At 70.5% G+C, this 23,868-nt stretch carries 23 protein-coding genes and 1 riboswitch; of the genes, 12 read left to right on the forward strand and 11 right to left on the reverse strand.

What is annotated here, in order from left to right:
- The first annotated feature begins 114 nt into the window (after positions 1-114).
- The 6 genes from rsfS to AHOG_RS07810 all read left to right on the forward strand — a co-directional run bounded on the left by rsfS (position 115) and on the right by AHOG_RS07810 (position 6,349).
- The gene (gene rsfS, locus AHOG_RS07785) at positions 115-546 is read left to right on the forward strand and encodes a ribosome silencing factor (protein ID WP_093940742.1); all 432 of its coding nucleotides are present in this window, start codon (positions 115-117) and stop codon (positions 544-546) included.
- On the forward strand, positions 543-1,157 hold the full coding sequence (locus AHOG_RS07790) for a histidine phosphatase family protein (protein WP_093940743.1): 615 nt from the start codon (positions 543-545) through the stop codon (positions 1,155-1,157). Before rsfS ends, AHOG_RS07790 begins: the two co-directional genes overlap by 4 nt.
- The gene (gene octT / locus AHOG_RS07795) at positions 1,154-1,993 is read left to right on the forward strand and encodes a diglucosylglycerate octanoyltransferase (protein ID WP_245856618.1); all 840 of its coding nucleotides are present in this window, start codon (positions 1,154-1,156) and stop codon (positions 1,991-1,993) included. Before AHOG_RS07790 ends, octT begins: the two co-directional genes overlap by 4 nt.
- Before the next feature lie 8 nt (positions 1,994-2,001).
- Positions 2,002-2,862: a DegV family protein gene (locus AHOG_RS07800; RefSeq protein WP_093940744.1), complete on the forward strand. Its 861-nt coding sequence runs from the start codon at positions 2,002-2,004 to the stop codon at positions 2,860-2,862.
- Positions 2,863-3,008: 146 nt separating this feature from the next.
- Positions 3,009-3,983, forward strand: coding sequence for a ComEA family DNA-binding protein (locus tag AHOG_RS07805; protein ID WP_245856619.1), 975 nt, complete (start codon positions 3,009-3,011; stop codon positions 3,981-3,983).
- A complete protein-coding gene (locus AHOG_RS07810) occupies positions 3,980-6,349 on the forward strand; it encodes a ComEC/Rec2 family competence protein (protein ID WP_093940746.1) in 2,370 nt (789 codons plus the stop codon). Before AHOG_RS07805 ends, AHOG_RS07810 begins: the two co-directional genes overlap by 4 nt.
- Positions 6,350-7,597: 1,248 nt before the next feature.
- Here AHOG_RS07810 and thrC read toward each other — a convergent pair.
- Positions 7,598-8,854 carry a threonine synthase gene (thrC, locus tag AHOG_RS07815; RefSeq protein ID WP_093940747.1) on the reverse strand — a complete coding sequence of 419 codons (1,257 nt, stop codon included), beginning with the start codon at positions 8,852-8,854 and terminating at the stop codon, positions 7,598-7,600.
- Positions 8,855-8,865: 11 nt separating this feature from the next.
- Positions 8,866-8,994: riboswitch (SAM riboswitch) on the reverse strand.
- 413 nt (positions 8,995-9,407) lie between these two features.
- Here thrC and holA point away from each other — a divergent pair.
- Positions 9,408-10,388 (forward strand): DNA polymerase III subunit delta, encoded by a 981-nt coding sequence (holA, locus tag AHOG_RS07820; protein ID WP_245856620.1) that lies wholly within the window; start codon positions 9,408-9,410, stop codon positions 10,386-10,388.
- 895 nt (positions 10,389-11,283) lie between these two features.
- Here holA and rpsT read toward each other — a convergent pair.
- Entirely contained in the window at positions 11,284-11,544 is a 261-nt protein-coding gene (gene rpsT, locus AHOG_RS07825; RefSeq protein WP_093940748.1) for a 30S ribosomal protein S20, read from the reverse strand.
- A gap of 251 nt (positions 11,545-11,795) precedes the next feature.
- Between rpsT and AHOG_RS07830 the strand changes: the two genes are divergently transcribed.
- Positions 11,796-12,602: a sulfite exporter TauE/SafE family protein gene (locus AHOG_RS07830; RefSeq protein ID WP_093940749.1), complete on the forward strand. Its 807-nt coding sequence runs from the start codon at positions 11,796-11,798 to the stop codon at positions 12,600-12,602.
- Positions 12,603-12,703: 101 nt separating this feature from the next.
- On the forward strand, positions 12,704-13,174 hold the full coding sequence (locus tag AHOG_RS07835; protein ID WP_093940750.1) for a hypothetical protein: 471 nt from the start codon (positions 12,704-12,706) through the stop codon (positions 13,172-13,174).
- A gap of 253 nt (positions 13,175-13,427) precedes the next feature.
- On the opposite strand, the gene AHOG_RS07840 is transcribed toward AHOG_RS07835, so the two are convergent.
- The 3 genes from AHOG_RS07840 to AHOG_RS07850 all read right to left on the reverse strand — a co-directional run bounded on the left by AHOG_RS07840 (position 13,428) and on the right by AHOG_RS07850 (position 16,044).
- Positions 13,428-14,516: a 3-deoxy-7-phosphoheptulonate synthase gene (locus AHOG_RS07840; RefSeq protein ID WP_093940751.1), complete on the reverse strand. Its 1,089-nt coding sequence runs from the start codon at positions 14,514-14,516 to the stop codon at positions 13,428-13,430.
- A gap of 363 nt (positions 14,517-14,879) precedes the next feature.
- Entirely contained in the window at positions 14,880-15,122 is a 243-nt protein-coding gene (locus AHOG_RS07845) for a type II toxin-antitoxin system antitoxin (RefSeq protein WP_093940752.1), read from the reverse strand.
- A gap of 4 nt (positions 15,123-15,126) precedes the next feature.
- The gene (locus tag AHOG_RS07850; RefSeq protein ID WP_093940753.1) at positions 15,127-16,044 is read right to left on the reverse strand and encodes an SPFH domain-containing protein; all 918 of its coding nucleotides are present in this window, start codon (positions 16,042-16,044) and stop codon (positions 15,127-15,129) included.
- Between the two features lie 178 nt (positions 16,045-16,222).
- On the opposite strand from AHOG_RS07850, the gene AHOG_RS07855 reads away from it, so the two are divergent.
- Both AHOG_RS07855 and AHOG_RS07860 read left to right on the forward strand, forming a co-directional pair.
- Positions 16,223-16,618 (forward strand): VOC family protein, encoded by a 396-nt coding sequence (locus AHOG_RS07855; RefSeq protein ID WP_093940754.1) that lies wholly within the window; start codon positions 16,223-16,225, stop codon positions 16,616-16,618.
- Between the two features lie 127 nt (positions 16,619-16,745).
- Positions 16,746-17,213, forward strand: a complete 468-nt coding sequence (locus AHOG_RS07860; RefSeq protein WP_245856621.1) for a hypothetical protein — start codon at positions 16,746-16,748, stop codon at positions 17,211-17,213.
- 780 nt (positions 17,214-17,993) lie between these two features.
- On the opposite strand, the gene AHOG_RS07865 is transcribed toward AHOG_RS07860, so the two are convergent.
- The 3 genes from AHOG_RS07865 to AHOG_RS07875 all read right to left on the reverse strand — a co-directional run bounded on the left by AHOG_RS07865 (position 17,994) and on the right by AHOG_RS07875 (position 20,388).
- Positions 17,994-18,968 (reverse strand): sigma-70 family RNA polymerase sigma factor, encoded by a 975-nt coding sequence (locus AHOG_RS07865; protein WP_093940755.1) that lies wholly within the window; start codon positions 18,966-18,968, stop codon positions 17,994-17,996.
- Between the two features lie 268 nt (positions 18,969-19,236).
- Positions 19,237-19,662 (reverse strand): D-aminoacyl-tRNA deacylase, encoded by a 426-nt coding sequence (dtd, locus tag AHOG_RS07870; RefSeq protein WP_093940756.1) that lies wholly within the window; start codon positions 19,660-19,662, stop codon positions 19,237-19,239.
- Positions 19,663-19,719: 57 nt separating this feature from the next.
- Positions 19,720-20,388 carry a lysophospholipid acyltransferase family protein gene (locus tag AHOG_RS07875; RefSeq protein ID WP_093940757.1) on the reverse strand — a complete coding sequence of 223 codons (669 nt, stop codon included), beginning with the start codon at positions 20,386-20,388 and terminating at the stop codon, positions 19,720-19,722.
- A 185-nt stretch (positions 20,389-20,573) separates the two neighbouring features.
- Between AHOG_RS07875 and AHOG_RS07880 the strand changes: the two genes are divergently transcribed.
- Positions 20,574-20,900, forward strand: coding sequence for a DUF3099 domain-containing protein (locus AHOG_RS07880; RefSeq protein ID WP_093940758.1), 327 nt, complete (start codon positions 20,574-20,576; stop codon positions 20,898-20,900).
- A 135-nt stretch (positions 20,901-21,035) separates the two neighbouring features.
- On the opposite strand, the gene AHOG_RS07885 is transcribed toward AHOG_RS07880, so the two are convergent.
- The 3 genes from AHOG_RS07885 to AHOG_RS07895 all read right to left on the reverse strand — a co-directional run bounded on the left by AHOG_RS07885 (position 21,036) and on the right by AHOG_RS07895 (position 23,865).
- The gene (locus AHOG_RS07885) at positions 21,036-21,857 is read right to left on the reverse strand and encodes a sporulation protein (protein WP_157736709.1); all 822 of its coding nucleotides are present in this window, start codon (positions 21,855-21,857) and stop codon (positions 21,036-21,038) included.
- Positions 21,858-22,021: 164 nt separating this feature from the next.
- Positions 22,022-22,945 (reverse strand): carbohydrate kinase family protein, encoded by a 924-nt coding sequence (locus AHOG_RS07890; RefSeq protein ID WP_093940760.1) that lies wholly within the window; start codon positions 22,943-22,945, stop codon positions 22,022-22,024.
- The gene (locus AHOG_RS07895) at positions 22,942-23,865 is read right to left on the reverse strand and encodes a pseudouridine-5'-phosphate glycosidase (protein ID WP_093940761.1); all 924 of its coding nucleotides are present in this window, start codon (positions 23,863-23,865) and stop codon (positions 22,942-22,944) included. The genes AHOG_RS07890 and AHOG_RS07895 overlap by 4 nt, the downstream gene beginning before the upstream one ends.
- Positions 23,866-23,868: the final 3 nt, after the last annotated feature.

The raw sequence follows: 23,868 nt of genomic DNA on the forward strand, positions 1-23,868 counted from the left end.
GCCGAGGGCCGGGGCACGTCGGCGGGCCTTCTCGGCGCGTCGGCGCGGCGTGCCACACCGGTACGCTCAGGCATTCGAGCGGGCGACGAGTGTGCCCGCCGCGGAGGGAGAACTGTGGTTGCGACCGACGAGGCGCGCGAGACGGCGCTCGTCGCCGCCCGTGCGGCGGCGGACAAGAAGGCCCACGAGATCGTGGTGCTGGACGTGTCCGATCAGCTTGTCATCACCGATTGCTTCGTGATCGCCTCGGCGCCCAACGAGCGCCAGGTGTCGGCCATCGTCGACGGCATCGAGGAGAAGCTCCGGGCCGTGGGCGTGAAGCCGGTGCGCCGGGAGGGCGCCCGCGAAGGACGCTGGGTGCTGTTGGACTTCGTCGATGTCGTCGTGCACGTCCAGCACGCGGAGGAGCGCGCCTTCTACGGGCTGGAACGGTTGTGGAAGGACTGCCCTCGGGTGCCGTTCGACGACGGGCCCGCCGGTGAGGCGGCGGACTCGACGACGCGGGACGCCGAGTCGACGGCCGACACCGGGGAAGACCGGGCGTGACGCTGTCACGACTCGTGCTCTGGCGGCATGGCGAGACCGACCACAACGCCTCGGGAAGGCTGCAGGGACATCTCGACACCCGGCTCACCGAGACGGGGCGTGCCCAGGCCCGCCGGGCGGCGCCTGCGCTGGTTCGTTTCGAGCCCGCGATCGTGGTGACCTCCGATCTGCGGCGCGCCGCGGACACGGCCGCGGCGTTCCACGCCATCACCGGCATCGACATGCGGGTCGACATCAGGTTGCGCGAGACGCACCTGGGTGACTGGCAGGGCTTGAGCGGCATCGAGGTGGAGGAGGGCTGGCCCGGCGCCCTGACGCGCTGGCGTGAGGACCCCCGGTGGCGCCCGCCGGGCGGCGAGAGCCGAGTCGAGGTCGCCGACCGGGCCGAGATCGTCGTGGCGGAACTCGACGCGGAACACGACGGGACCGCCATGCTGTGTGCCCACGGCGGCCTGATCGTCGCGCTCACCGGCAGGTTGCTGGGCCTGAACCCGGCCGAGTGGCGGCTGCTCGTCGGCGTCGGCAACTGTCACTGGACGGTGCTGGAACGACGGCTGAGCGACGGCATGCAGTGGCGGCTGCGCCAGTACAACACGGGTGTCGTCGAGTGAGTCGGGTGGAGCCGGCGAGGGGAACTCTGCTGGTGCTGGGTGACTCCCTCGCCTTCCACGGACCACGCGGGCCGCATCCGTCCGACGAGGCGAGGCTGTGGCCGAACGTCGCCGCTGCGCGTTTCGGGGCGACCACCGAGCTGATCGCGGGACTCGGGTGGACGGCACGGGACGCCTGGTGGGCACTGACCCGCGACCCGAGGTGCTGGGCGGCGCTCCCGCGGACGCGGGCGGTGATCCTCGCCGTGGGCAGCATGGACACTCTCCCCTCACCACTGCCGACCGCGCTGCGGGAGGCGATGCGGTATCTGCGCCCCGACGGCCTGCGACGTCGAGTCCGTGCGGGCTACCGGCGGCTGCAGCCGAGCCTGGTCCGGATGCTGGACGGCAGACCGGTGGCGCTTCCGCCGCGATTGACGGTGCGCTACCTGGAGGACTGCCGGGCGGCGATCGCCGCGCTGCGTCCGGACCTGCCGGTGATCGCGATGCTCCCCTCGGTGCATCGGGCGGCCGAGTACGCCCTGGTCCACACCGGGCATGCGCGGGCGGTCGCGGCGGTCCGGAGCTGGGGGGCACGCACCGACACCCCGCTGATCGACCTCCCCACGCTGGTGCGAGGCCACCTCGACGCAGGATCGGGCAACCCCGACGGGCTGCACTGGGGTTGGCAGGCCCACCAGGACGTGGGTGTCGCCGTGGCGGAGCTGCTGACCGCGACCGCCGGTCGTGACCGTGCCGTCCGGCTGGACGACGCCGTCGGCGCGCGGCCGATCGACGTCGCGTGCGCGCCTGATCACGGCGGCAGCCCGCCGACTGCTCAGCGAGCCCTGGGATAGGCCGCACCGTGACCGTGGCCGTCGTGACCGATTCCACCGCCTACCTGCCCGAGGGTTTCGCGGAGCGCAGGGGTGTGCGGGTGGTGCCGCTGCACGTGCTGGTGGATGGTCGATCGCTGCGGGACGGCGTGGACATGGGCGCGGCCGAGCTCGCCGCCGACCTGCGAGCACATCGCCAGGTGACGACCTCCCGCGCAACTCCCGTCGAGTTCGCCGCCGTCTATCGCGAACTGCTGCGCGACGGGGCGAAGGAGATCGTCTCCATCCATCTGTCCTCAGAACTCTCCGGAACCTGGGACGCGGCCTGGTTCGCGGCCGAGGAGGTCGGTTCCGATCGCGTGCAGGTGATCGACTCTCGGTCCACCGGGATGGGCCTCGGCTTCGCCGTCCTCGTGGCGGCCGACGCGGCACGGTCGGGCGCGACGGGCGGCGAGGTGGCACGCGTCGCCGAACGGACGGCCGCCCGCACGAGGACGTTCTTCTGCCTGGACACTCTGGAACACCTGCGGCGTGGTGGCCGCATCGGCACGGCCGCGGCGTTCGTGGGCACCGCGCTGGCCGTGCGTCCCCTGCTGCACGTCGACGACGGGCGGATCGTGCCGCTGGAGAAGGTTCGCACCTCGACGCGGGCGCTGAGCCGACTGGTCGATCACGTCGCCGAGGCGGCGGGGCCGGGGCAGACGGGTGTCGCCGTTCACCATCTCGACGCTCCGGAACGTGCCGTGGAGCTGGCGGCGAGGATCGAGGAACGGGTGCCCGGCTGTCGTGCGTGTCTGATCTCGGAACTCGGCGCGGTGGTGGGTGCGCATACCGGGCCGGGCGTGCTCGGCGCCGTCGTCCTCCCCGGTGGCCCCGACGGCGCGGGCTGATCCCAAGCCTTCGACATTACGCCCCGATCCCGCCGGCCTGACCGTGTGTGCGTGTCGCCCCGGCGAGTTGTCCACATCGCCTCGTCCATCCACATCTTGATCTTGTCGCCACTCCTGTCCGCCCCTCTGCTCCATACGGTGCGTCCATGGCTGTGACGACGATGGCACGCAGGCCGACCAGTGCCGCACCTCGACGACGACTCGATGTCATCGTCACGGGCGAAGACTGTGCGGACACCCCGGCGGACGGAGCGGCGGAGGGCCGGCCGGGTTCTTCCCGACCCGACGCGGCGCGACTCGGTGTGGTGCCGGCCCGCAGGCCGGTCACGGGCGGCAGACACCGCAGCGGCGCGGGCCCGCCGGGATTCGGCCCGGTCGCCCCGGTCGAGTCCCCTGCCGCACCGTCGAGACCGGGCAGGCTCGTCCGACGCTGGGTGCCCGCGGCCATCGGATCCGCCAGGCTCGACCCGGGCCGTTCGGGTGCGCTCGCGGTGGGGCTCGTCGCGGTGATCGCCGTGGCCGTCGTCCTGGTCGGGCTGTTGTGGCGGCCCACGTCGTCGGAGGAACGGCTGCCCGCCCTGCCCTTGGCCTCGGTCGACGACGCGACCGACGGCGGTGCCTCGCCGCAGGCGGCCGCGATCTCGACGAGCGCCACACCGGAGCCCGCCGAGCTCGTGGTGAGCGTGGTCGGCCGGGTGGGCGTTCCGGGGCTCGTCACGTTGACCGCGCCTGCCCGGGTGGCCGACGCGATCGAGGCGGCGGGCGGCGCACATCCCGATGCCGATCTCGACACGGTGAATCTCGCGCGCTCTCTGGCCGACGGCGAGCAGATCCATGTCGACGCGCCCCTACCGCCCGGAGCCGGAGCCGACGGCGGGGTGATCGGGGGTGCGGTGAGCGGCGGGGCCGCCCAGGTGTCGGCGGGGGCCGCCCCGCTCGATCTGAACACCGCATCGGCAGCTCAGCTCGACACGCTTCCCGGTGTTGGTCCCGTCACCGCACAGGCCATCATCGATTGGCGAGCCGCACACGGGGGCTTCTCCTCGGTGGAGGACCTCCGGGACGTCGACGGGATCGGTCCGACGCGCTATGAGCGACTCAAAGACCTGGTGCGGTCATGACGAAGTCGACTATGCGTCGGGATCTCCGCCTGGTGCCCTCTGCCGTAGCGGTCTGGGCAGTGACTCTGATCGGCGTGCACGTCGGCCATGCGGCTGCGTTCTGCTGTGGTGCTCTGGCTGTGCTGCTGATGCTCGGCAGTCTGCTGTGCGCGCGACGCGGGGTGCGGCTCGCAAGACGTATGACGGCGGGTGTCCTCGCGGCGGGTCTGCTCGCCGCCGCGGCGGCGACGGGTGTAGGAGTACGAGAGCGTCACGCGAGCACGCACCCGTTGCGGGAGGCGGCTGAGCATGGCGACGAGGCACGGGTTCGGATACGGCTCACCGATGACCCGGCACGGCTGGCGACCGCGGGCTACGGGAGCGACCCGGGCGACGGGAGACTGCTGCTGCGGGCTCGGCTGACGTCGATGGACGTCGACGGACAGCGGGACGAGACGAGTGGACGGCTGATCGCTCTCGCCGACGAGGCCGGTTGGTCCGAGCTTCTGCCGGGGCAGCGGGCGACGGCCGAGGGGACGTTGTCGCCGCCCCGTCCCGGTGACCTGACGGTGGCGGTGCTTCGGGTGCGTGGCCCGCCGCTCGACGTCGGGCCCGTCTCATGGTGGCAGCGTGCGGCCGACACGGTGCGAGACGGCCTGCGAACGGCGTCGGAGGTTCTGCATCCCGATCCGGCGGGCCTGCTGCCCGCCTTGGTGGTCGGTGACACCACGCGGCAGTCGCCTCAGGTGGAGGAGGAGTTCCAGGCGGCGGGGCTGACACATCTGACCGCCGTGTCCGGCGCCAACCTGGCGATCCTGTGCGGAGCGGTGCTGCTGGTCTGCCGGGCGGCGAGCCTGGGCCCGTTTCCGTCCACGGTGGCTGCGGCGGTGGCACTGGTCGGGTTCGTCATCCTCGCTCGTCCGGAGCCGAGCGTGCTCAGGGCGGCGGCGATGGGATCGGTGACCCTGCTCGCGCTGGTGCTGGGCAGGCAGCGTTGTGCGCTGCCCGCGTTGGCGGGCGCGGTGATCGGGCTCCTGCTGGTGTTGCCCGAGCTGGCGACACATCCGGGTTTCGCGCTGTCGGTCGCGGCGACGACGGGCCTGGTGCTGTTGGCGCCCGGGATGGCGGGGGCGATGCGCGATCGGGGTGTGCCGATCGGCATCGCCGAGGCGCTCGCGGTCGCGGTGGCGGCGCAGGTGGCCACGGCACCGCTGATCGCCGGGCTGTCCGGGGAGGTCAGTCTGATCTCGATCCTGGCGAATCTGTTGGCCGGGCCCGTGGTCGCGCCCGCGACGCTGTTGGGGGTGTTGGCTGCGCTGGCCTCGCCGTTTCACCTGGGCACCGCTGAGATGCTCGTGCGTCTGGCGGGGCCTGCGGTGTGGTGGCTCGTCGCGGTCGGCAGGCATGCCGCTGCCGTTCCCGCGGCACGGCTCGACTGGCCTGCCGGTGTGACAGGCGGGGTACTGCTCACGGTGGTCCTGCTGGCCCTGGTGGTGGCCGTGCGCTTCCGGCGGCTTCGTGTGCTGCTGGTGGCGACGGTGCTGTTGGCGGTCTTGTTCCTGTTGCCGGGCAGGTTCGTCTATTCGGGTTGGCCTCCGAAGGAGTGGACGGTGGTGGCCTGCGACGTCGGGCAGGGCGACGCCGTGGTGTTGGCCACGGGGGAACCCGGTCGTGCGGTGGTGGTGGATGTCGGACCGGACACCGGGGCGGTGCACGCTTGTCTTCGCGATCTGGGGGTGCGGTCCATCGCTCTGATCGTCCTGAGTCATCTCCATGCCGACCATGTGGGCGGGCTCACGTCGGCGTTGACCGGTCGGGACGTCGAGGCGATCGCGGTGGGCCCGGTCCGGGTGCCCGAATGGGCCCACGCGAAGGTGCTGGAGTCCGCCGCAGCGGCGGACGTGCCCGTCGTCGCGCTTGATGTCGGACGACGGCTGGCCTGGCCAGAGCTGCGGTTGGAGGTGCTGGGGCCGGTGAACCCCTCGTCGAGGGTCGATGAGGATTCGGGAACGGAGGTCAACGACCACTCTGTGGTGTTGCGGGCGACGACCCGGGCGGGCCGGGTGCTTCTGACGGGCGACATAGAGCTGGCCGGACAGGCGGAGCTGCTGCGATCGGGGGTGGATCTCGAGGCCGAGGTGCTCAAGGTTCCGCATCACGGATCGCGGTACACCGCTCCGAGATTTCTCGCGGCGGTTCGTCCGCGAACGGCGTTGATCAGTGTGGGAGGTGACAATCGCTACGGGCATCCGAGCACGATGGTGGTGGAGGAGCTGTCCGCGTTGGGCTCCGTGGTACTGCGTACCGATCAAGGCGGCGACGTCGCGGTGGCCGCTCGCGGCGGCGATCCGGTCGTCGTCCGACGGTCTCCGGGGAGCACGTCGTAGCTCGCCGGGCGCGGGCGCGGCGATCGGTGACCACTGGCGAGGCGAGCCTGTCGCGTCCTCTCCTGCCTGCGCGGACGGGCTGCGTCGGGCGGCGCCCCCGGCGTGGCCGGGGGGACGGCGCGCGGTCGCGGCCATACCGGCCACGACCGGGGGCCTCGATGCCCGTTCTCGGGGAGATCGGATGCTGCTCCTGCTCTGAGGAGCGGACCGGCCCTGGCGAGTCCCTCTGCGTTCGTGTGGCGAGAACGGATGACGTTCGTGGGTCGATGCTCGCGTGCCGAGGGGCGCAGGGACGGGCAGGCGCCGACGTTCGTGTCCGCCGCCCTCGGTCCACGGCTGTTCGGGCAGTCCTGCGTCCGCGTGCTTCGACGCCGAGCGACCCCGGCGACTCGGTGATCTCGAGGACGGACACGAGGCCGTGAGTCAGGTCAGGGCCGTCGGCGGCGCTGAAGCCGTCAGGAACAGCTGAGTCCGTGGGAGGGGCGCCACCCTGCGGCTGCTGTTCGACTTCGGCCGCCGGATCGACCGGGGTGCCGCACCGCTGTGGCGTGGCATCACGGTGTCTGCGCACGAGACCGCCCGCGCCTTGCAGCAAGCCGGGGGCATGGCCGCCGCCGACATCACTCGTCGGCAAGCCGATGTCGGAAGTCGGCAAGCCGATGTCGGAAAAGGAGACAGCCGAGTAGGCGGGGCGGGAGGGGAGGGGGAGGGGAGGGGAGGACAGCAGCGACACCCGATCATCCTGGCGTGGGCGTGGGCGTGGGCGTGGGCGTGGGCGTGGGCGTGGGCGTGGGCGTGGGCGTGGGCGTGGGCGTGGGCGTGGGCGTGGGCGTGGGCCTTCGATCACGCTCAATGGCCCGAAGTCTGTCGCCCGGGCCGCCCGCCGTCGGCCCTGACACGTCGTCTGTCCTGCGGCAGGGTTCGTCGTCGGAAGCGATCGAGTCGTGGCCGCGGAAGACCGCGTGCCACGTCGTCTGCCGCAGGCGGCGTCCCTCACCCGACCGAGTCGTCGCACCGAGCGACTTGCCGCGCCGGATCAACTGACTCGCCAGCTCGCTGCTGACCCGCCAGCTCGCTGCTGACCCGCCAATTGGAGCGTGACCGCTGACGTACCCAGATCGCCGGTGCCCTACGCCCTGTTCCTTGCCAACTGCCTGCGCCCTCTGCCCGCCTGCGCCGCCACGAGCCCTGCCCCGCATCCGACGCCCCGCGAGTGCTGGTAAGGCGGTGGAACGGCGTGTGCCTCGGTCAGTATCCGAGCGCCTCGTGCACTGCCTTCGAGGAGGGCGGCACCGTGGCCTTGGGGCCGACATGGTCCGCGACCGCGTCGAGTGTCTTGAGCCCGTCGCCGGTGATCAGGAGGACTGTCTCGGCCTCCGGGTCGAGCTTGCCCGCCTCGACGAGCTTCTTCGTCGTGGCCACGGTCACGCCGCCCGCGGTCTCGGTGAAGACGCCCTCGGTCCGGGCCAACAGGCGAATGCCTGCCACCACCTCGTCATCACTGACGTCGTCGATCGCTCCGCCCGTTCGTCGCACCGCGTCCAGTACGTACGGGCCGTCAGCAGGCGCCCCGATCGCCAACGAGCGAGCGATCGTGTCCGGCCGCACGGGGTGCACCACATCGCCGCCCGATCGAAACGCGGTCGACACGGGGGAGCAGCCGGTCGCCTGAGCACCGAAGACGCGGTATGGCGTCGGCTCGACCAGACCCAGCGTGCCCAGTTCCTGGAAGCCCTTGTCGACCTTGGTGAGCTGCGCCCCTGAGGCGATCGGCACGACGATCTGTTCGGGCAGGCGCCAACCGAGCTGCTCGGCGACCTCGAAGGCGAGTGTCTTCGACCCCTCGGCGTAATACGGCCGCACGTTGACGTTGACGAACGCCCAGTCCTCGTGTTCGGCGGCCAGCTCGGTGGCCAGGCGGTTCACGTCATCGTAGTTGCCGTCCACGGCGATGAGCGCCCCGTCGTAGACGGCGGTGGTCAGCACCTTCGCCCGTTCCAGCGAGGAGGGGATCAGCACGACCGAGCGCCAGCCGGCTCGGGCCGCCGCCGCGGCGACGGCGTTGGCGAGGTTGCCGGTGGAGGGGCAGGCCAACACCGTGAAGCCCAGCTGCCGGGCGGCCGCCAGGGCCACGGCGACCACACGGTCCTTGAACGAATGGGTGGGGTTGCCGGTGTCGTCCTTGACCCACAGGTTCTTCAGCCCCAGTTCGGCACCGAGGCGGTCCGCGCGAATCAGGCGGGTCAGGCCGGGCTGGGTGTTGGCATGGTCGTCGACGTCGGCGGGGACGGGAAGCAGTCCGCGATACCGCCAGATGGAACGAGGACCGGCCTCGATGTCCTCACGGCGAATCGTGCCGAACTCATAGGCCACCTCCAGCGGACCGAAGCACTCGGCGCAGGCGAACTCGGCGGCCAACGGAGTCCGATTGCCGCATTCCCGACAGGACAGGGCGGCGGCGGGACCGAGATCCAGCGTGGCATTCGTGCGCAGGGTCGTCGTCATGGCGAGGCCTCTCCTCATCTTTCCCGCGGTGCGGGCCGGAATTGGCACCGTGATCGTCGAATGCCACAGGACGTGGTCGCGCTTCGACGCCGGTTGCCGGGGTTTCGCAGGGCCGGACCCTCTACCCCTCTGGATGAAGTGTTCAGTTGTGTCGCCAACCCTAGGGCATCGAAACGGGTCCGAACCAGCCTCGGTCCGAGGAGTGGGACCGGTCAGGGCGGCGACTCGGTGCCCCCGGTGTGGAACCGTGGCGACGTGCGCGGAGAAGGACGCCGTGCACTGCGGCGACGGGCACACGAGCCGGTCCAGGCGGACTGCTCGCGGGCGAGCTCCGGGCGAGGACGGCCGTGATCAGCGATCCCGGGTTCGTCGGCCGGGGAGCGGACGCCCGGGAGAACGGACACACGGCGAAAGGCGTGGATGGCCGTTCCGCCTGCTCGGGTTCTTGCCGCAGGCTCGAGACCGGTCCGGCGAATCCACAGCCTGTGAGCCTCAGCAGCGGCTGGATGCGGCTCCGGGAGGGTCGGTCGGTGACCCGTGCCAGGATGAACGGGTGAACACGCGAGTCGCCCAGCCTGCTCCGGTTCAGCTCGTCCTCGGCGAGGAGGAGCTGCTCGTCGAGCGTGCGGTGCGGGCGGCGTCCGAGGCAGCCAAGCAGACCGATCCGATGACCGAGACGGTGCGGGTCAAGGCTGCCGAGCTGACCCTTCCCCGGTTCACGGAGCTGGTGAGCCCGTCGCTGTTCGGGGAGGGTCGGGTGGTCGTCGTGGACGCGGCACAGGACACCGGCCAGGAGCTCGCGGAGGCGATGATCGCGTATCGCCCGCAGCCCGAGGACGGGATCGTGCTGGTGATCGTCCATTCAGGCGGCGGCCGCGCCAAGGCGGCGAAGCAGCTTCCTGCCACCCTGCGGAAGGCGGGCGTGGCCGTCCAGGAGTGCGGCAAGATCACCAGGGCGGCCGAGCGGGAGGGTTTCGTCCGCAACGAGGTCCGTCAGGCAGGCGGGCGTATCGATCCCGGCGGCGTCTCCGCGCTGGTCGAGACGATCGGATCCGATCTTCGGGAGCTTGCCGCGGCCGCCACCCAGCTCGTCGCCGACACCGAGGGACCGATCGATGAGGCGACGGTGCGTCGGTACCACCGTGGCCGGGCCGAGGTGACGGGGTTCGCGGTGGCGGAGAAGGCCGTGACCGGGGATCGAGCAGGTGCGCTGGAAGCACTGCGGTGGGCGTTGGCGCTGGGCGTGCCCGCCGTCCTCGTCGCCGACGCCTTGGCCGACGCCGTGCGCAGCATCGCGTTGGTACGCGGAGCCCGCAACGGAGACCCGTTCCAACTCGCGGGGGAGCTGGGCATGCCTCCGTGGAAGATCAAGAAGGTGCGTACCCAGGTTCGCGGCTGGGAGGAGTCCGGGCTCGCCGAGGCGATGCGCCTGGTCGCTCGGCTCAACGGGGAGGTCAAAGGGCAGGCGGCCGACGCGAGCTATGCACTGGAGCGTGCGGTGTTCGGCATCATCGAGGCGCGGGCCCGCCACTGACCTGCCAGGCTGGGCGCCGCCATCGGCGAGTGGGCCGGAGTCGGAGGGCGTGCCGATGCCGTGCGGCGACGGGACCCGCGTGGCCGCTTGCACGGACCCGGCGGTTCTTCATCAGGGCAGGCAGGTCGCCGGAAGCGATCGCCGGATCGGGATGGCACCGCTGATCAAGGTGATTACGCGGTGCCCGACCTGCGGTGGTGTCGTGAGGAGATGCGCTGCCGGGTGCGAGCGGCCTCGGCCGAACCGGCGGTGCGGCGGGAGGGTGCGGTGCCGTCGTTCCTGTCGCGCCCCAGCCGGCGGCGACCCGTCCGGTCAGCGCTGTCGGACGGACTCGGCGGACGTCGGCCACCACGAACGCGGGCGTGACCGACCTGTCATCGCGAGACGCTTCCGGACTCGGGCTGTGGCCCTCGGCGGATACCGCCGGGACCGTGCGCCGCGGGATGGGGCCCGTGGATGCCCGCATTCGTGATCTTCTTCGCGAGATCGGCGGCAGCTCGTTCAGCGGCGCTCGGGACGACTCTCCTCCGAACGCATGACGGGTGTCCCGTCCGGGTGAGCTGTGGCACGGCTTCGGCGCCGACTCGCCGAGGACATGGGAGGGAGCGGCTGGCATCTCGGCGTCGCACGGGATCATGCGAGCCAGCCGACGAGGCGCGGATCGCCCGGGCGGGAACCTGTTCGTGGTCGAGGGCGGACCGTGCATGGTAAGCCAGGCCGGATGCGAAAAGGGCGTCTCGGCTATCCCGAGACGCCCTTTCCGCTGATGCGTGACACCGCTCCGTGTCGGTTCCGGAGGGCCACGATGGCTCGTCACATCGGCTGCTCACCGTGACAGCTCGTCGGGTCGTCGATCATCCGGACACCGTGCGGGCCGAGGCCCTTTCGGGTCGGCTCAGAGCTTGTTCGCGCGCTGCGCGATGGCCGACTTCTTGTTCGCGGCCTGGTTGGCGTGGATGACGCCCTTGCTGGCAGCCTTGTCCAGCTTGCGGCAGGCCTCGCGGCTCAGCGCGATGGCCTTGTCCTTCTCACCGGCGTCGGCGGCCTCGCGGAACTTGCGGATCGCGGTCTTGACCGAGGACTTCACCGACTTGTTCCGCAGCCGGGCCTTCTCGTTGGTCCTGATCCGCTTGACCTGTGACTTGATGTTCGCCACGCGACAACCCCTCGGTCTCGATGTGTGTTCTGTCGTGCCGCGTTCTCTGTGGCGCCGCCTGCCGGATCGACGAGCGACGAGGCTCGACGGGCGAGGGCGGCCTTCCTCCCTTGCGGAATGCCACACGGCACGACGGCGAAGTCTAACAGCACGCGGAACAGGGCTTTTGCGCCCGTCGACGCGGTAGGGCTGTGACGATTCTCGCCGCGCACGACCCTCTGGGCGAGGGCGACGCTCCGTAGGCTCGTCAGGTGTTCACCCCCCTCGACTGGCCTGGCTTCGCCGACGTGTCGCCGGCCGCGCTGCTGTTCCTCTGCGTCGCCGCGTTCGCGGCGGGTGCCGTCGATGCCATCGTGGGCGGTGGGGGGCTCATTCAGCTGCCCGCCCTGCTGTTGGTCATGCCGGGCGGGGACACCCTCTTCAGCCTTGCTACGAGCAAGGTCGCGGCGTTCGCGGGCACGGCGTCCGCGGTGCCGACCTATGCCCGGCGGACCCGTATCGACTGGTGGATCGCCGTGCCGATGGCCTTGATCGCCTTCGTCGGTGCGGTCGGGGGCGCCGTCTTCGCCAATCTGCTGCCCGGTCGAATGCTGAACGGGGTGGTGCTGTTCGCCCTGGTCGTGGTCGGGATCTACACCTGGCGCAAGCCGTCGCTCGGATCGGTGGAGACGCCCCGCTTCGGCCGGCGCGCGCAGATCGTGCTGGCGGGCCTCGGCGGGTTGGCGATCGGTTTCTGGGATGGGCTGGCCGGCCCCGGCACCGGCTCCTTTCTGGTGTTCCTGCTGGTCGGCCTGCTCGGCTTCGCGTTCTTACACGCCTCGGCGACGGCCAAACTGGTCAACACCGCCACCAATGTGGGCGCACTCTGTTACTTCATCCCGGCGGGCAAGGTCCTGTGGGGCCTGGGGCTCGTGATGGCGGTGTGCAACGTCGCGGGCAGCGTCGCGGGCGCACTGCTGGCGACCAGCAGGGGTTCGGTGTTCGTCCGGAAGGTCTTCCTGTCCGTGGTCGCCGCGATGGCGGTGACCCTCGGCGCACGCCTGTTTCTCGGTACCTGATCTTGATGTCTCGACGGATAGGACGACCGCGACCGCATAGGTCCGGTATCGGTTCTCGTCGGGAGGTCGACAAGTGGTGTCCGCCGCCAGAGGATGTCCGCGTGCAGCCTCGGCCAGACACGTCTTATACCCCGCGTCCGGTTCGCTTCCTCGGCATCGAGGAGGCGGGCGGCTGGCGGATCAAGTGCTACGGGATCGCGGAGGGCTCGCGATATCCGAGAGCGGAGCTGGTCGATGCGGGCGTCACACGTGCGGTGGAGGTCCTCACGGCGGTCCGGGCCGATCAGGGGGCACACGGCGTCGCCTATCTGATGGCTCATGACTCTCGGGATCAGTGTGTCGTGTCCGTGGACTGGTGGATGCGCTCCCACGAACTGTGGCAGCGTTCGTTCCGCTCGTCGGTGGAGCGCCCGGAGGCCTTCTCCGAGATCCGGGAGGTGCTGGTGGCGAACGTGTGGGAGCTCGCCGTCATCGGCTACGAGCGTGCGGCGTGGATGCGGCACGTACTCGGGAACCGGAGCGGTCCCGACTTCGGGGCCTATCTCGATGATGCCTTCGAAGGTCTCGTCTGATCACTGACGGTGACGGCCGGGTGGGTTACCGACTGAGCAGGCGACGACTGAGCAGGCGACGACTGAGCAGGCGACGGCTGAGCAGGCGACGGCGGGCCGGCCGGCGGACACGACGGCGCGGCTGCGAGGAGAAGAGGAGGCAGCCGACGAGACCCGAGTACGCGAGGTCGAACACCGACCCTCCGCCCACCGCATCGGCCGCTGTCTCACTCTCCCCGTGCCGTCCTGCCGGGCCTGGCTCGTTCGGCCTCGGCTACCCGCGTCGGTCCGACCGGCGTTCGGCGATGGCAGCGGCGAGCCCCCGGAGCGTCGACTCGGTCGTCTCCCAGTCCATGCAGGCGTCGGTGATGCTCTGACCGTATTCCAGTTCCCGCCCTGGGCTGAGGTCCTGCCGCCCGGCCAGCAGGAAGCTCTCCAGCATCACGCCGACGACCCCGCTCTCACCCGCCGCGAGGCGCGAGGCCACCTCTGCCGCGACCACCGGCTGCCTGCGGTGGTCCTTCCCACTGTTGCCGTGGCTGGCGTCGATGACGGTGCGAGCGGGCAGGCCTGCCTTGTCCAGCAGCGCCATCGTGGCGGCGACGGACTCCGCGTCGTGATTGGGCCCCGCGGAGCTGCCGCGCAGCACCACGTGGCAGTCGGGGTTGCCCGTGGTGCGGAGGATGGCGGCCAGGCCGCCGTCGGTGATGCCGGTGAAGACGTGGCTGGATGCGGCCGCTCGGATGGCGTCGACCGCGACCTGGACGTCCCCGTCGGTGGCGTTCTTGATCCCGATGGGCATCGACAGGCCGCTGGAGAGCTGGCGATGCACCTGGCTCTGCGCGGTTCGCGCGCCGATCGAACCCCAGCTCACGGTGTCGGCGATGTACTGCGGAGTGATCGGGTCGAGGAACTCGCAGCCGACGGGCAGCCCGAGTTCGAGGATGTCCAGCAGTAGGCGGCGGGCCAGCCGCAGCCCCTTGTTCACCTGGAAGCTGCCGTCCAGGTCGGGGTCGTTGATCAGACCCTTCCATCCCAGGGTGGTTCGTGGCTTCTCGAAGTAGACCCGCATCACGATGCGCAGGTCCGCACGCACCGACTCTGCGAGCGTCGCGAGTCGACGTGCGTAGGTCAGCGCCGCGTCGGGGTCGTGTACCGAGCACGGCCCTACGACGACGAGGAGACGGTCGTCGCGGCCGGTGAGGACGTCGATCACCTCGTCACGGCCTGTGGTGACCACCTGGGCGGCTCGCTCGCTCAGCGGCAGTTCGTCGCGCAGCAGTGCGGGGGAGACCAGCGGCCGGACCTCGGCGATGTGGCGATCTCGAATGAGGTCGGAGTCGGAAGGAAGAGTGAGGGTCACGATCGGCGCCTTTCCGCAGACCGCGCCCTTGCTACGACAGAGCCGGCCTGCCGTCAGTGGGCAGTGCACGCGAGAACAGGGTGGAAGAACCCTGTTCGCCGGCTCTGGATGGGATTGCGGTCAGCGGGTGGTCTCGCCGCCCGGCCCATCCAGGGCCGGCTCGGTAAACCACCAATAGCGCTGCACGGCGATGATGCTACCCGAGGTGTACGGCCGCCTCCGCGTCCGGTCGACCGTCGCGGCGTCGCGGTCTCGTCTTTCCTGGTCGACGCGAGTTCATCACCGCCGGTCGGTGGCGCTGTCGGCTCCTGGCGGGGGCGCCCCCATACCGGATCGAGCCCGGCGGCCGGCGTGCCGCCGGGCTCAGTCCTCCGGTTCCTGTTCGGAATTCGTGCTCGGGGGTGGGTCGGTCTGTTTCTTCGGCGGCCTGCCGCGTCGGGCGGGTTTGCCTGCGTCCTTGGGCAGCCGACCGGCCGTGGTCAGTGATCGGCGGAGGAGGAACTCGATCTGTGCGTTGGTGCTGCGCAGATCGTCGTTCGCCCACCGCGTCAGCGCGTCGTACACCGCCGGGTCCAGGCGCAGCAGGAAGCTCTTGCGGTCCGCCACGGCGTCAGTGGTAGAGCGAGCCCGTGTTGACCACCGGTTGGGTGGACCGGTCGCCGCACAGGACCACGAGGAGATTGCTGACCATGGCTGCCTTCCGTTCCTCGTCGAGTTCGACGACTCCCTGCTCGGCGATCTTGTCCAACGCCATCTCCACCATGCCGACGGCGCCTTCGACGATGCGAGTGCGTGCGGCCACCACGGCGCCTGCCTGCTGGCGCTGCAGCATGGCCTGCGCGATCTCCGGGGCGTAGGCGAGATGGGTGAGGCGGGATTCGATCACGCGGACACCTGCCGACTCGACACGGACGCCGATCTCGGTCGACAGCTGCTCGGTGATGTCCTCGGCGTTCTCCCGCAGCGACGTGCTGGTCGGGTCGTCGCTGTCGTAGGGGTAGCTGGTCGCGATGTGTCGAACGGCGGTCTCGGTCTGGGTCTGAACGAAGCGGACGAAGCTGTCGACCTCGAACATGGCCCGCGCCGAGTCCTCCACGTGCCAGACGACCACGGCGGCGATCTCGATGGGGCTGCCGCCGGCGTCGTTGACCTTGAGGACCGTGGTCTCGTGGTTGCGGATCCGGGTCGAGACCTTGGTGCGGCTGGTGAGAGGGTTGACCCAGCGCAGCCCGTCCTGGCGGACGGTCCCGGTGTAGCGGCCGAGGAACTGGATCACTCTCGCTTCACGCGGCTGCACCATGATCAGCCCGGCGAGTACGAAGAACCCGATGAGCAGCAGCCCGACGGCGGTTCCGATGAACAGGCCGTTCTGGTCGCCGATGCCCGCGAGGCCCACGGCGACGCCTCCGCCGAGGAGGATGATGCCGAGCAGTGCCATGAGTCCGCCCGGCAGCACGAAGGCACGTTGCTCGCGAACCGACGGTGCGGGCATGGCCACCTGATCGACGGCCGAGGTCGTGTTGGTCATTGGTGTACTCCTGTTGTCCTTGACTGCCCGCGACTATAGCAAACTGATATCAGATTTCCAGTCGGGCGAGGTTCCGTGTCCCCGCGCTGGTCGTGGCGGCCTGATCATGCGACGCTGGACGTCCGATCGGCAGGCGGCGTGTGCGAGGCCGAGGGCACGGAGACGGGGAGCGGGACTGATGGAGGTCTTGAGCGGTCGAGTCCTGGTGCGGCCGGTGGACCGCGTCCGCACCGTCGCCTTCTACCGCGACACTCTCGGACTGGCGGTCCATCGCGAGTTCGCCGTGGGCACCGTCTTCTTCCTCGGCTCCGGCTTCCTCGAGGTCTCGGGAGAGGGCGGTGGGGGCGCGAGCCCCGATCAGTCGTTGTGGTTGCAGGTCCGGGACCTCGCGGCGACGCTGCGGGAACTGCGCGGCGCCGGACTGGAGATCAAGCGGGATGCTCGCCGTGAGCCGTGGGGTCTTGACGAAGCCTGGATCGAGGACCCGGACGGGATGCGGATCGTCTTGGTCGAGATCCCGGCCGATCATCCGCTGCGTCGGGATGTCCGGACGTCGGAGCAGCTTCGAGGCTGAGGGCGCTGCCACGGTGTCGGACGCCGCCTCCGGATCGCCGAACCTCCTGACGTAACGAACGGATAACTGCCGCATTCGGAGCAACCGACGATCCGAGCTGGTCCGTCCTAGTGGCATGAGACGCCTGATGAATGCAGTGAGTGCGGGCGTCCTGCTTCTGGCAGTCTCCGCGTGCGCCGATACTGGAGACGATGTCGGATACGGCGGGACGCCCTCGGTAGAGCCGACCGAGACGACCGAGTCCAACAGCCGGGACATGTCCTCCCCGCCGATCCCGCCGATCGACGAGGCTCCGGAGGACGCCGCGCCGGTGGCGACGAACCAGGTGGACAGCTCCGCGCTGCCGGACGACTACCCGGTGGAGGTGTGGACGAGCGAGGACGGCACCGTGGTCGGTGCCAACGGCCAGGAGGGCGGCTGCACCGTCGTCAGCGCCGAACTCGTGGAGGAGACCGCGGAGTCGGTCACCGTCGCCCTCGTCGAGACCGGACCGGGTGACGAGGCGGTGTGCACCATGGACATCCGGATCCGACCGGTGAGCGTCGAGCTCGCCGAGCCGATCGGCGAGCGCACGGTGATCCTCGAGACGAGCTGAGATCGAACGGATCCGAATCGACCTGCTGGCCAGCCCCCCAGCCGATGCCCGGTCCCGCGTACCGCGGGGCCGGGCATCGTGCTGCGTCGGGCGACTGCGCCGGAGCGACGGGATGACGCGGTGGCGGATCGAAGGAGACGGAGGTCGACGGGGCTCATCGTCATGTTCGAGGGCGTGGGCGCTCGTCAGGACGAGTCCCGGCCTCGCCATCGAACCTGAGGCCGTCCCCACGGTGGCGAAGGCGGGGTCGGCCGCGAGAGCCGCGGGTGACGAGGTGTTCGCCGCCGTCGGCCTCGCGCCGATGAGGTGGTCGGCCTGCGTCGTGCGCGACCGCGGCGGGTGGCGCCCCGACTTCTCGCGTCGAGGAGGTCGACCACGGATCGCCCTCGGGCGACGCGAGCCGGGTGGTGGCAGGACATGACCGGGCGGGGCTGCGCTCGGCAGTCCGGCCGGGCCTGCGGGCGGTTTCGTGTGAAGGACCCGGCGAGTCAGGCGGAATCCCCCGTGCTCGGCGAAGGACTGCTCGATGCGGGCTGTGAGCATCCGCGCGCGCCTTAGCCCAGAGCGAACGCCAGGGCACGCAGAAGCGCGCACGGCGCCTGCCTCGGGCGCGGTCACGTGGACGGGAGGTCGGACCCGCCCCCGACGAGTCCGACCTCCCGGAAGGATGCGGCAGCGGACGGCATCCTTCCGCCCGCCCCCGCTTCACGCTGTCGTACCACACAGTGCCGTGATGTGCATCACAAGTCAACGCGGCTGTTCGGGTGATGCGGCTGAGGATCAGCTCGCGTAGGCGCGCAGCCGCTCAGCTCGGTCGCCCTGACGAAGCTTGGCCATCACCTCGCGCTCGATCTGGCGAACCCGCTCCCTCGAGAGGCCGAAACTGCGGCCGATCTGGTCGAGCGTGCGCGGCTGACCGTCATCGAGCCCGTAGCGGAGCCGGATCACGTGCTGTTCACGGTCGTCCAGGGTGCTCAGGACCCGGCGGAGGTCGTCCTGAAGAAGCCCGGAGATGACCGAGTTCTCCGCGTCGGTGGCCTCCGAGTCCTCGATGAAGTCGCCGAGCGGCGCGTCCTCCTCGGCTCCGACCGGCATGTCGAGGCTCACCGGATCGCGCGAGTGGTCGAGCAGGTCGCCGACCTTGTGCGCGGGGATGCCGGACTCCTCGCTCAGCTCCTCGTGCGTAGCCTCGCGCCCGAGACGTTGATGCAGGTCGCGCTTGATCCTCGCCAGCTTGTTCACCTGTTCGACGAGGTGGACCGGGAGTCGGATCGTGCGGCCCTGGTCGGCCATGCCTCGCGTGATCGCCTGTCGAATCCACCAGGTCGCGTACGTGGAGAACTTGAAGCCCTTGGTGTAGTCGAACTTCTCGACGGCGCGGATCAGGCCGAGGTTGCCCTCCTGGATGAGATCGAGCAGCGGCATGCCTCGGCCGGTGTAGCGCTTGGCGAGGCTGACGACCAGCCGGAGGTTGGCCTCCAACAGGTGATTCTTCGCCCGGTGACCGTCTCGCACCAGCGCCCGCAGGTCGGTCCGCCGCGCAGGTGAGAGGCGCTTCGCGGTGTCCAGCATGTGCTGGGCGAAGACGCCCGCCTCGATGCGCTTGGCGAGATCGACCTCCTGCTGAGCGGTGAGCAGCGCAGTTCTGCCGATCCCGTTGAGGTAGACCCGTACGAGGTCGGCGGCAGGGCCCTGTGCGTCGAGGTCGGCCTCGGCGTAGGCTTCGGCGGTAGGGATGGTCTGCGGGATGGTCATGGACTTCCCTCCCTGTCACGGGATGTCGGCAAACTGTGGCAGGACGCCGCAGCGTTGCCAGCGCTGCGGAGCGCCGTGCCAGGGCGCGCCGTTGATCGGGTCGTGGATTCGGAACGTCGGCTATATGGCAAACGTGCTCGGGGCTGGATTCGTTCCCGAGCCGCTCAGTCAGAAGACGTCGTCGTCATCACAGCGGTTGCTCCGGCGTGCCTGAGGATCGCCTGAGAGAAGTTCCGACGGGCGCCGACGACGCGGGCCGCCCCGACGCCTAGAGCTCGACGACGACCGTGAACGGGCCGTCGTTCACGCTCTCCACGGACATGGCCGCCCCGAACCGGCCCGTCTCCACCCGGGCGCCTCGTCGTCGCAGTTCAGCGACGACCTCGTCGACCAGCGGCCGGGCCCGCTCCGGCCGGGCCGCGGCGCTCCACGAGGGCCTGCGGCCCTTCCTCGCGTCCCCGTAGAGGGTGAACTGGCTGACCACCAGCAGCGGGGCTCCAGCCTGAGCACAGGACCGCTCGCCGTGCAGGATTCGAAGCTCATGAAGCTTCGCGGCCATCGCGACCGCCCGCGAAATCTCATCCGTGTGGGTGACACCGAGGAGCACGAGCAGGCCGGGCTCGCTGAGGTCTCCCACGATCTCGTCGTCCACCCGAACCGTCGCTCGGGTGACTCGCGACACCACCGCGCGCACCGAACACCTCCGTCACTCGCGGAACCCGGCCGATGCACGGTCGGGTTCCGAGCCGCGTCAGGCCGCATCGGCCTGCCGGTGATAGCTGTCCACGTACTCCTGCCCGGACAGCTCGATGATCCGGTAGACGACCTCGTCGGTCACCGAGCGTTGAATCGGCACCGATGTCGCCATCCCGTCGTAGCGGGAGAAGTCCAGCGCGGGGCCGAACCGCACGGTGACGGGACGGATCCTCGGCAGCCGCCTGCCGATGGGCTGCATCTGATCGGTGCCGCTCAGCGCGACGGGGACGACTGGGGCTCCCGTGCTCAGGGCCAGACGTCCCACCCCGGTGCGACCGCGATACATCCTGCCGTCACTCGACCGGGTGCCCTCGGGGTAGATCGCGAAGGCGCCGCCGTCGCGGAGCACCTGTTCGGCCTGATCCAGGGCGTTGCGGGCGGCCCGTCCGTCGCCGCGTCGCACCGGGATGTGGCCGAGGCTGCCGAGGAACCACTTGCGCAGCCTGCCGCCCACGCTCGTCGCCTCGAAGTACTCGGCCTTGGCCAGGATCGAGACGCGACGCGGGACCACCAGGGGGATGATCAGACTGTCGATGACCGAGAGGTGATTGCTGGCCAGGATGACGCGCCCGGTCGCCGGGATGTTCTCCAGACCTTCGACGCGGGGACGGAACACGCACCGCAGCAGCGGTGCGAGCACCTTCTTCGTCAGCCCGTAGAGCACGGCGGTCTTCCCTTCAGCGCTGGTCTTCGACGGTGCTCCCGCGCCGCCGGTGAGGATCGACTCACGATCTTGACCCGACGAGTGCCTCCTCGGTGTGCTCGTGACCCGTGATTCGCACCACCGTACGGGCCGTCCGCCCGCGAGCCCGGGCGGCAGTGGCACGATGGCGTCCGGAGGCAGGGGTGATGACCGTGAGCGGATCCGACCAGGACGACGGCCCGATTCTGATCACCGAGGCGGCGCCGTCGCACGAGGTCGAGCATGCCAGGAGGCGGCGGAAGTACTCGATCATGATGTCGGTCCGGCTCGGCTGCGTGATCGCCGCGGCGCTGAGTTACCAGATCTGGTGGCTCGCGTTGGGGTTCCTGCTGCTGTCCATTCCGCTGCCGTGGATGGCGGTGCTGGTCGCCAATGACGCCCCGCCGCGCAAACGCGAGGACGTCAACCGCTTCCGCCGGGAGGCCCGGGCGGTGGAGCGCACGAGCCATCCGGTGATCGACTCCGCCGAGTGAGCCGCCGCCTGCTCGCTCGCTCTCGTGGCGGGCGCCCGACACGGGCAGGCCGTCCCGGGCAGACGGCGGGACCTGGAGGGCACCCGCCGACACCCGGTGTGACGGCATCGGCGCGGTGTCCGTTCGTCGACGAGGTCAGCCGAGGATCGCGGGGGTCCGAGCCACGTTCGTGAGCCACGACTGGAGCCGGTCCTCCCAGTCGACCGTGTCGAAGTCGTCGTGGCTCAGGGAGAAGTCGCCCATGGTCGTCTCGCCGCGGGCGGAGGAGTCCTCGCTCTTGATCACCCTGACGCGCTTGTCGACCTCGAGCACCACCTGAAGATCCGTCGCGTTGGCGATGAAGGTCAACTCGACATCGTGCACGTGCTCCGCGAACTCCGTCGGCGGCTCGTACTCGATCTCCTGGATGAACGGGAGCTGCTGATCCACACCGCGCAGGGAGGTGTACTCGAGGTCGGCCGCCTTGGGCGTGAAGCCGATGTTGGTCATCGCGTCGAGAATGCGCTGCTGAGAGGGCAGCGGAGTCACCACGATCGGCGCGATCGCCACCGCGTCGACGATCGTCCGCAGCAGGTCGGCCTCCGCGCGGATTCCCACGGCCATCCCGCTGAGATAGCCGGTCCGACTGATCGTGATCGGCGTCTCCCAGGGGATGGAGAGCTCGAAGGGCACCATGACCGACTCGCCGGGGGCGATCATGCGCCGATTGCCCAGCTCGATCTGCGTGAACGGCAGCGTGACGGTCGGGTGCGCCGCCGGAGCGAGCGTGCTGTTCTCCGCCATGTGGACCTCGGCGACCAGGTCGATCGACAGCGAGCCCAGCTCCTGCTCGGTCTGACCGCCCAGCAGCAGTACTCCGCCCTGCACGGTCTCGCCCGGAGCGATCTCCGGCACCGACGGCAGCACTTCGACAGTCGCACCACCGTGTCCGAACGTGGCCAGCACCTTCTTGAGCATGGATTCTCCTCCGCATGCGCGGGCCGCCCCGACCTTGCCGTCGGCCCCTGCCGGGCGCGATCTTCTCATCCCCCGATCGGATGAGGGGAGCCGAACTGCGAGATCGTCGCGCGAACGAGGGGCGGCAGGCGCCGTGGTCGGGGCGGCGTCGGCGGACTCCGGCGTCAGATCGGTGCGTGGGCAGCGGCCGCCGGCTGAGCGCCGACGTGTCGGACCGCGCTGCTGCCCATGGAGACGCCCGCCCGTAAGGCCTCGACCGGGTCGGCGCCGCGCAGCCTGCTGCCGAGAAGTCCCGCGTTGAAGGCGTCGCCCGCCCCGGTGGAGTCCACGCACTCGACGGCCGGTGCCTCGACGGAGACCTGCCGTCGCGCGTCGATCCACGTCGCCCCGTCAGCCCCGGTCGTGACCACGACGGCACGGACGTGGTCCAGCAGCGCCCGGGCCGACTCCGGCTCGGCGGAGCCGGTCAACGCCGCCAGTTCGTCGGTGTTGGGCAGCAGAAGGTCGACGTCCGCGACGGCGGCGAGGAAGTCCTCGGTGCCCTGGGCCCGCAGCAGTGCCGCGGCCTGCGGGTCCACCGAGGTGGTCAGTCCCGCCGCCCTGGCAGCCTGGAGCGCGGCCACCCCTGCCGGCCGAGAGGTGCGATCGAGCAGCAGGTATCCCGAAAGGTGCAGGTGGACGGGCTTCGGGCCCGCGGTGCCGTCGAGCAGCCCCGGATCGAGGTCGTCCGGCGAGATCCGGGCGCTGGCCCCTCGGTCGGGCAACATCGTGCGTTGACCGGTGGCGTCGACCAGCACCACCACGCAGCAGGTCGCCGCGTCGGGGTCCACGGTGAAGGCACACCGCACGCCTGCCGAGGTCAGCTCGGCGGCGGCCTGTCTGCCCGCCGAGTCGTCGCCGACCCTGGCGACCAGTAGCGGTTCCACCCCGCCGCGGGCCAGCCACACCGCGGTGTTGGCGCCCGCCCCGCCTGCCGTGAGCCTGACCTTCGACCTCGTGTCGCCGCCCATGGCCAGCGGCTGGCGGTGCGAGGCGACGACGTCCAGGCCGGTGTCGCCGACGACGACCACGCGCGGCCGAATCGTCATGGTGACTCCGTGAGCGCCACGGCCACGGCCGCCGCGAGTTCGGCGTTGGAGACCACCAGCTCCTCGTTGGCATCGAGACTGACGCCCCCGCTCGCGTGATGAAAGTGCTCCAGGAGCATCGGCGTGACGTCCTTGCCGTGCACACCCCGCGCAGCGAGGAGCTCCAGGCCGCTGCGCAACAGTTCGTCGTGCAGGTCTCGGGGCATCTCGTGCACGGCGGGGATCGGATTGGCCAGCACCACGCCGGAGCTGCCGGGGACCGATGATCCATGAGCGGCGACGACGGCTGCCGCGGCCTCGGGACTGTCCACCCTCCATGGCGAGGGCAGACCGGAATCACGCAGGTAGAAGGCGGGGAAGTCGTCCGTACGGTAGGACAGGACCGGTACGGAGCGGCTCTCCAGCACTTCCAGCGTCGCGGGGATGTCCAGGATCGACTTCACCCCGGAACAGACCACCGTCACCGGGGTGGATGCCAGCACGTCCAGGTCGGCCGAGACGTCCCAACTCGTCTCCGCACCGCGATGCACCCCGCCCATTCCGCCGGTGGCGAACAGCGTGATGCCCGCCGAGTGGGCCAGGGCCGCGGTGCTGGCCACCGTCGTCGCGCCGCTGCCGCGCAGGCCCAGGGCCGGACCCAGGTCGCGGCGGGACAGTTTGACCAGGTCGGCGGTGGGATCGCAGACGCGGTCCAGCTCTAAGTCGGACAGCCCGATCCTGGCCACACCGTCGAGCACCGCGATCGTCGCGGGGGCGGCGCCTGCGGTGCGGATCACCGACTCCAGTCGGGCGGCCACCTCCCGGTTGCGCCCGGCGGGCAGGCCGTGCGCCAGCAGAGTGCTCTCCAACGCCACCACGCCCCGTCCCTGCGCGAGAGCGTCGGCGACCTCCTCGTTCACGAGCAGTTGCCGTGCTGTCACAAC

It is taken from the genome of Actinoalloteichus hoggarensis (assembly GCF_002234535.1).
GTDB lineage: Bacteria > Actinomycetota > Actinomycetes > Mycobacteriales > Pseudonocardiaceae > Actinoalloteichus_A > Actinoalloteichus_A hoggarensis.

Bases quoted from the DNA above. Each gene is read 5' to 3' on its own strand.
- AHOG_RS07805 (WP_245856619.1), top strand. From the start codon at position 3,009: ATGGCTGTGACGACGATGGCACGCAGGCCGACCAGTGCCGCACCTCGA.
- AHOG_RS07810 (WP_093940746.1), top strand. From the start codon at position 3,980: ATGACGAAGTCGACTATGCGTCGGGATCTCCGCCTGGTGCCCTCTGCC.
- thrC (WP_093940747.1), bottom strand. From the start codon at position 8,854: ATGACGACGACCCTGCGCACGAATGCCACGCTGGATCTCGGTCCCGCC.
- AHOG_RS07850 (WP_093940753.1), bottom strand. From the start codon at position 16,044: ATGACCAACACGACCTCGGCCGTCGATCAGGTGGCCATGCCCGCACCG.
- AHOG_RS07855 (WP_093940754.1), top strand. From the start codon at position 16,223: ATGGAGGTCTTGAGCGGTCGAGTCCTGGTGCGGCCGGTGGACCGCGTC.
- AHOG_RS07860 (WP_245856621.1), top strand. From the start codon at position 16,746: ATGAATGCAGTGAGTGCGGGCGTCCTGCTTCTGGCAGTCTCCGCGTGC.
- AHOG_RS07865 (WP_093940755.1), bottom strand. From the start codon at position 18,968: ATGACCATCCCGCAGACCATCCCTACCGCCGAAGCCTACGCCGAGGCC.
- AHOG_RS07880 (WP_093940758.1), top strand. From the start codon at position 20,574: ATGACCGTGAGCGGATCCGACCAGGACGACGGCCCGATTCTGATCACC.
- AHOG_RS07885 (WP_157736709.1), bottom strand. From the start codon at position 21,857: ATGCTCAAGAAGGTGCTGGCCACGTTCGGACACGGTGGTGCGACTGTC.
- AHOG_RS07890 (WP_093940760.1), bottom strand. From the start codon at position 22,945: ATGACGATTCGGCCGCGCGTGGTCGTCGTCGGCGACACCGGCCTGGAC.